5 protein-coding genes are annotated in these 5,028 nt (G+C 62.4%); 2 read left to right on the top strand and 3 right to left on the bottom strand.

The annotated features are described in order from the left end of the window. From HHJ19_RS12545 to HHJ19_RS12535, 3 genes are all read right to left on the bottom strand, one after another. On the bottom strand, positions 1-677 hold a 677-nt coding region (locus tag HHJ19_RS12545; RefSeq protein ID WP_296907895.1), incomplete at its 3' end, for an FAD/NAD(P)-binding oxidoreductase. Between the two features lie 78 nt (positions 678-755). Continuing rightward, positions 756-2,603 carry an aldehyde ferredoxin oxidoreductase family protein gene (locus HHJ19_RS12540; RefSeq protein WP_296907893.1) on the bottom strand — a complete coding sequence of 616 codons (1,848 nt, stop codon included), beginning with the start codon at positions 2,601-2,603 and terminating at the stop codon, positions 756-758. Between the two features lie 12 nt (positions 2,604-2,615). Then, positions 2,616-3,092, bottom strand: coding sequence for a 4Fe-4S dicluster domain-containing protein (locus tag HHJ19_RS12535; protein ID WP_296907890.1), 477 nt, complete (start codon positions 3,090-3,092; stop codon positions 2,616-2,618). Positions 3,093-3,257: 165 nt separating this feature from the next. Here HHJ19_RS12535 and HHJ19_RS12530 point away from each other — a divergent pair, with 165 nt between their 5' ends. Together HHJ19_RS12530 and HHJ19_RS12525 are read left to right on the top strand one after the other, a co-directional pair. Further along, positions 3,258-4,259 (top strand): tripartite tricarboxylate transporter substrate binding protein, encoded by a 1,002-nt coding sequence (locus tag HHJ19_RS12530; protein WP_296907887.1) that lies wholly within the window; start codon positions 3,258-3,260, stop codon positions 4,257-4,259. 267 nt (positions 4,260-4,526) lie between these two features. Then, on the top strand, positions 4,527-5,028 hold a 502-nt coding region (locus HHJ19_RS12525), incomplete at its 3' end, for a class II aldolase/adducin family protein (protein ID WP_296907884.1).

Raw genomic sequence — 5,028 nt, 5'->3', positions numbered from 1 at the left:
ACGGTCGGCCCGCTGGACAGCCGCACCGACAGCGGCTCGCCCGGGTGAATTGACTCGACCCGGGTCCCGGTAAACACCTGCACCCCTTGTGATTCGCACCAGTCCCGGATCATGCCGCCGGCCATCGGCCCCATCATGCGCGGCACCATGCGGTCGCCCATCTCGACCACGCTGAGCTGCACGCCACGCCGCATCAGCGCTTCCATGATGATGCAGCCGATGAAGCCCGCGCCCATCTGCAGCACCCGCGCGCCGGGCCGGGCCAGCGCCATGATCTTTCGCGCATCGGCCAGCGTCCAGCACGGGTGCACGCCAGCGCAGTCCATGCCGGGAATCGGCGGGCGCGCCGGGTGCGAGCCGGTGGCGATCAGCAGCCGGTCATAGCTGAGGCGTTGACCATCATCAAGTGCTATGCTTTTTGTAGCTACATCGACCGATGTTGCCTGGACGTGGAGCTGATTTATCCTTAGATCAGCGAAATGCGACGGCTTTTTGCGCAGGTAAGTGCCGCGCTCGTCAATGTTGCCCATCAACAAATAGGGAATGGCCATGCGCGAATACGGCGGCTCGGCTTCGTCGCCAACCAGCGTGATGGTGTCCTTCGGCGCCTGCTGGCGAATGGTTTCGGCGGCAATCACACCGGCCGGGCCGGCGCCCAGAATGACGTGGTGGGTCATGCATTGATCTCCAGAATTAAAAAAAAGGTGGGCCTGCGAGCAGAACCCACCCCGACCCTCCAGGGGAGGGAATAAATCTTACAGACTCAGACGCGCCCGGGTCTCGGGCGTCGGTACGCCTTCGCTGTCCCAGCCGCGCGCCGCGTAGTACTTGGGCAGCATCTCGGCCAGCATGTTGACCTTGCCCTTGGCCGGGCCGGTTTTGGCCGGTTCCGTCAGCAACCGTTTGGGCAGCGAATCATCGGCCTTGGTAAACCCCGCCGCGTTGTTGAACTCGCGCTCCATGTTCCAGATACGCTCGCCGATCTTTTCCAGTTCCTCGGTGGTGAATTGTTCGCCACAGGCCGCCTGAACCTGGGGCGCCACATCGGCAAGACCCCAGGCGAAGGAGGTGAACACGCAGATCCCGGCCGAGTCGAAAGCCGCCGTTGCATCCTGGAACGCCTTGACCAGCTCGGGCTTGCCTTCGTGCTCCAGTGGATCGGTCTTGACCGGAATGCCCAGCACCTCGGAGGCGATGGTGTAGCCGCGCAAATGGCAGCCGCCCCGGTTGGACGTGGCATAGGCCAGCCCGATGCCCTGGATGGCGCGGCCGTCATAAGCCGGAAACTCCTGGCCCTTGGAAGACATCGACAGATCGGGGTGGCCGTATCTGGCCGTCAGGCGCTTGGAGCCCTGACCAATTTCCTTGCCGAAGCCCCGGCTGTAAATGGTTTCCTCCACCAGAAAGGCCAGGGCAGCGGCCGAGCCGAATGGCGCCTCGATACCGAGCTGCTCCCGGGTGAGCACGCCCATTTCATACAGCTCCATCACCGCGCCAATGGTGGCGCCAAAACTGATCGGGTCGATGCCTTCCTCGTTGCAAAGCATGGTGCAGTATTGCAGGACTTCAAGGTCCTTCACGCCGTTGGCCGCCCCCAACGCCCACGCTGCTTCGTATTCAAGTCCGCCCGACGCACCCCAGTACTGCGGCTTGTTCGCCACCGTGAAATGCGTCTGGTCAATCTTGCTGATGCGGCCGCAGGCGATGGTGCAGCCAAAACAGGCCTGGTTGGTGATCAGCTGCGCCTTGCCGTCGCTCTCGCGCGGCGCGGCCATGGCTTCGGCCGAGATGTCCATGGCGTTTTCAAACTGCACGTCCTGATGGTTACGGGTGGGCAGACCGCCGATCTCATTGATCACGTTCATCAGCACCTGCGTGCCAAACGTCGGCAGGCCCTGGCCGGTAACGGCGTTGTCGGCGAGGATTTTTTTCTTTTCGTAAGTCACCTTCATGAAGGCCTTGGGGTCGCGAATATTGCCCACGCCCCGGGTGCCGCGCACCGCTATCGCCTTGAGGTTCTTGCTGCCCATGACGGTGCCCACGCCAGAGCGGCCGGCGGCGCGGTGCAGGTCATTGACCACCGCCGCATACAACACGCCGTTTTCGCCCGCCTTGCCAATGCATGAGACCCGGATCAGCGGGTCCTGCAGGCTTTTCTTGATCAGCGGCTCGGTCTCCCAGACGCTCTTGCCCCAGAGGTGGGCCGCATCGCGCAGCTCGGCCACATCGTCGTTGATGTACAGGTAAACCGGCGTGGGCGACTTGCCCTCGAAGATCACCATGTCCCAGCCCGCCATTTTCAGCTCGGCACCCCAGTAGCCACCCGAATTGGAGCAGGCAATCGCACCCGTCAACGGGCTTTTGGTGATGACGGTGTAGCGCCCGCCCGTCGACGCCATGGTGCCGGTCAGCGGCCCGGTGGCCCAGATGATCTTGTTGTCAGGCGACAGCGGGTCTACCTTCGGATCCACCTCGGACACCAGGTATTTGCTGCCCAAACCGCGCGAGCCAAGGTAGGCCTGCGCCCAGTCCATGTTGAGGGGTTCGGACTTGACGGTGCCAAGCGTCAGGTCAACGCGGAGAATTTTTCCAGCCCAGGACATGATCGTTTCTCCTTAAGCCGCTGAGGGCTGGTTACCGAGTCTGTCAGCCCACTGCTGCATCTTGCCCAGACCCGTCCAGTTGGCATCGATGAAAGTGATGGCGCCGGTCGGGCAGGCTTCGGCACAGGCCGGCTCGCCGCCGCACAGGTCGCACTTTTGCACCTTGCCGGTTTCCTGCACGTAATTGATGGTGCCAAACGGGCAGGCGATGGTGCACACTTTGCAGCCCACGCAGGTGCTGTCGTTCACCACTTTGGCGCCGGTCAGTTTGTCCAGCGTGATGGCCTCGACCGGGCAGGCGTGCAGGCACCAGGCTTCGTCGCACTGGGTGCAGGTGTACGGTACTTTTTTGCCGGTGTCGTGAAAGTCGAAGACCTTGATGCGCGACTTGGCCGGTGCAAAAACGCCGTAGTTCTCAAACGAACACGCCATTTCGCACTGCAGACAGCCAGTGCATTTCTCCGGGTTGATGTGCAATACCTTTTGCATGAAAAACTCCTTGAGGCAGGCGCGGGAGATGCCGCGACTGTGAATTGCCCTGCGTCTCGATTGTTGGATTCAAGTCGCTGAACCAGCCTAGGGCAAACCCTGAAAGCCTGTCGAAAGACTGAAAATGCTACGCCTGGAACGACAATCACCGACGGAGAACATGCCATGAACCCAGCCGATACCCGACGCCGCGCCCTGCAACGCGGCCTGAGAGTCGGCAGCGCACTGGCCGCCGTTGCCGCGTTTCCCGGCCTGACCCGCGCGCAAGCTGGCTGGCCAGTCAAGCCGATTCGCCTGATCGTGCCGTTCGCGCCCGGCGGCAGCTCGGAAATCGTCGCCCGTTCGGCGGCCAACGAACTCGGCAAGACGCTGGGCCAGACGGTATTTGTTGACAACAGGCCCGGCGCCAGCGGCAATATCGCCATGCAGGAGTGCGCCTCCTCCACTGACGGCCACACCCTCATCCTGGGCCATATCGGCACCATGGCGGTGAACCCTTTCATTTTTGACAAGCTGCCTTTCGACACGAATCGTGATTTCAGGCCGGTCTCGCTGCTCGCCAAAGTGCCCAGCCTGTATGTGGTTAACAGCAACGTGCCGGCCAGAAATTTGAAGGAATTCATCGCACTGGCCAAGTCAAAACCCGGCCAGCTCAACTACGGCTCGGCCGGCAACGGCAGCGCCGGGCACCTGGCCTTCGAATATTTGAAAATGGTGTCGGGTATTTTTGTGCTGCATGTGCCTTATCGCGGAACCGGCCCGCAACTCACTGACCTGCTGGCTGGCCGGCTTGACGCGGCCAGCGTGGGCGCGCCAGCCATCCTGGCGCACATCAAGTCGGGCAAGCTGCGCTGCATCGCCACCGGCACCAGGGAGCGCCTGCCGCAGCTGCCCGAGGTGCCGACGGTGGCCGAAAGCGGTTACCCCGGCTTTGAGATGACGCAGTGGTACGGACTGAACGCGCCGTCCAGCATGCCTGCGGCAGCCATCGACAAAATCGCCGACGCGTGTGGCAAAGCCATGCACAACGCGCAAGCCACCGAGCGGCTGCGCGGCGACACTGCCCAGCCGGTTGGCGACACGCCGGCGCAGTACGGCGCCTTCATCAGGGCCGAGCAGGCACGCTGGAAGGAAGTGGTTGCGCGCGCAAAGATCAAGGCCGACTAAGCGCCAGGCGCCAAGTAACGGGAGGCGGAAGGCGGGAGGCGGGCCAGTGGAATAAAGCGGTTTCAAGCATCAAATCTGCTTCAGGTCCAATTAATACCGGCTTCTCCCGCTATTTTTTCAATAGCAGTTTAATGCATTGAAATAACAGCCGGTACACGCCGGCCCGCGTCACCGCACTGGCCCGGCTGTATCTTGCGCGACTGGATTTCCTGACCCTGCCGCAGTAAGCTGCTGTCTGCCCCGAACGCAAACTACAAGGAGAACCGCATGCACATCCCCTCCCTCAAGGAAGTCGTCAGCGCCGAAGAATGGCAGCTGCGCTGCGACCTGGCCGCCTGCTACCGGCTGGTGGCGCTTTACGGCTGGAGCGACCTGGTCTTCACCCACATCAGCGCCAAGCTGCCCGAATCGGTCGCCGGCCCGGGTAGCCACCACTTCCTGATCAACCCTTACGGGCTGATGTTTGACGAGATCACCGCCTCCAGCCTGGTCAAGGTCGATGAAAAATGCAACAAGGTCATCGACTCCGCCTTTCCGGTCAATCCGGCCGGTTTCGTGATTCACAGCGCGGTGCACGAGGCCAGGGCGGATGCCGGTTGCGTCATGCACACCCACACGCGCGCCGGGGTTGCCGTGAGCGCCCAGACCGGCGGCGTGCTGCCGATCAGCCAGCAATCGACGTTTGTGCTGGCCTCGCTGGCCTACCATGCGTATGAAGGCGTGGCCGTTCGCGAAAATGAAAATCCCCCGCTGCAGGCCGACCACGGCC

Origin of the sequence: Polaromonas sp., from assembly GCF_012927415.1 — a bacterium.
Classification (GTDB): domain Bacteria; phylum Pseudomonadota; class Gammaproteobacteria; order Burkholderiales; family Burkholderiaceae_C; genus Polaromonas.
This window is presented reverse-complemented; position numbering and strand designations above follow the sequence as displayed.

Excerpts from the sequence above, each read along its gene's own strand:
- HHJ19_RS12540 (WP_296907893.1), bottom strand. The coding sequence starts at position 2,603 with ATGTCCTGGGCTGGAAAAATTCTCCGCGTTGACCTGACGCTTGGCACC.
- HHJ19_RS12535 (WP_296907890.1), bottom strand. The coding sequence starts at position 3,092 with ATGCAAAAGGTATTGCACATCAACCCGGAGAAATGCACTGGCTGTCTG.
- HHJ19_RS12530 (WP_296907887.1), top strand. The coding sequence starts at position 3,258 with ATGAACCCAGCCGATACCCGACGCCGCGCCCTGCAACGCGGCCTGAGA.